The 497-nt window shown below is 32.6% G+C and carries 1 pseudogene; it reads right to left on the bottom strand.

The window, feature by feature from the left end:
- Positions 1 to 421, bottom strand: a pseudogene (locus ASJ81_RS15210) (ISH3 family transposase); the annotation flags it as partial.
- Positions 422 to 497: the final 76 nt, after the last annotated feature.

The raw sequence follows: 497 nt of genomic DNA, 5'->3' as shown, positions 1-497 counted from the left end.
ACTTTTTAGCTTGGCTACGTATCACGTATTTCTCATTAGATGAATCTGTTTTCCCATAATAAGGATCATTAGTGTAATCGACAGCGAATTCATAGCTTTTACCTGTTTTTAAGGTTTTTAAAACTTCTTGAAGGAGAATCTTTTCATTCGATGTGATCAGTTCTTCCATGTTTAATTTCTTGAGATGATATCGAAGAGATGTTTCGCATGCAACATCCTGATATCTTGCTGTAACTGAATGGACAGAATTCCTGTTTACTGACATACTAATAACTGTACGAAAAATATCTTCACTTGTAAGGGAACCATTGATCTTGATAGTAACATGATCTGAAAGAGGCCGTAATACCGTATCAATACATTTCTTTGATTTTAATTCAATTTTAGGATTGAATCCAGGCTTATTTGATAAAAAAGACATGGGAAGGCATTTTTATCCTATATATAGGTTTCGAATGACCTCATTTATACAAAATGAAAAATTAGCGAAGTACTGA

It is taken from the genome of Methanosarcina spelaei (assembly GCF_002287235.1).
GTDB lineage: Archaea > Halobacteriota > Methanosarcinia > Methanosarcinales > Methanosarcinaceae > Methanosarcina > Methanosarcina spelaei.
This window is presented reverse-complemented; position numbering and strand designations above follow the sequence as displayed.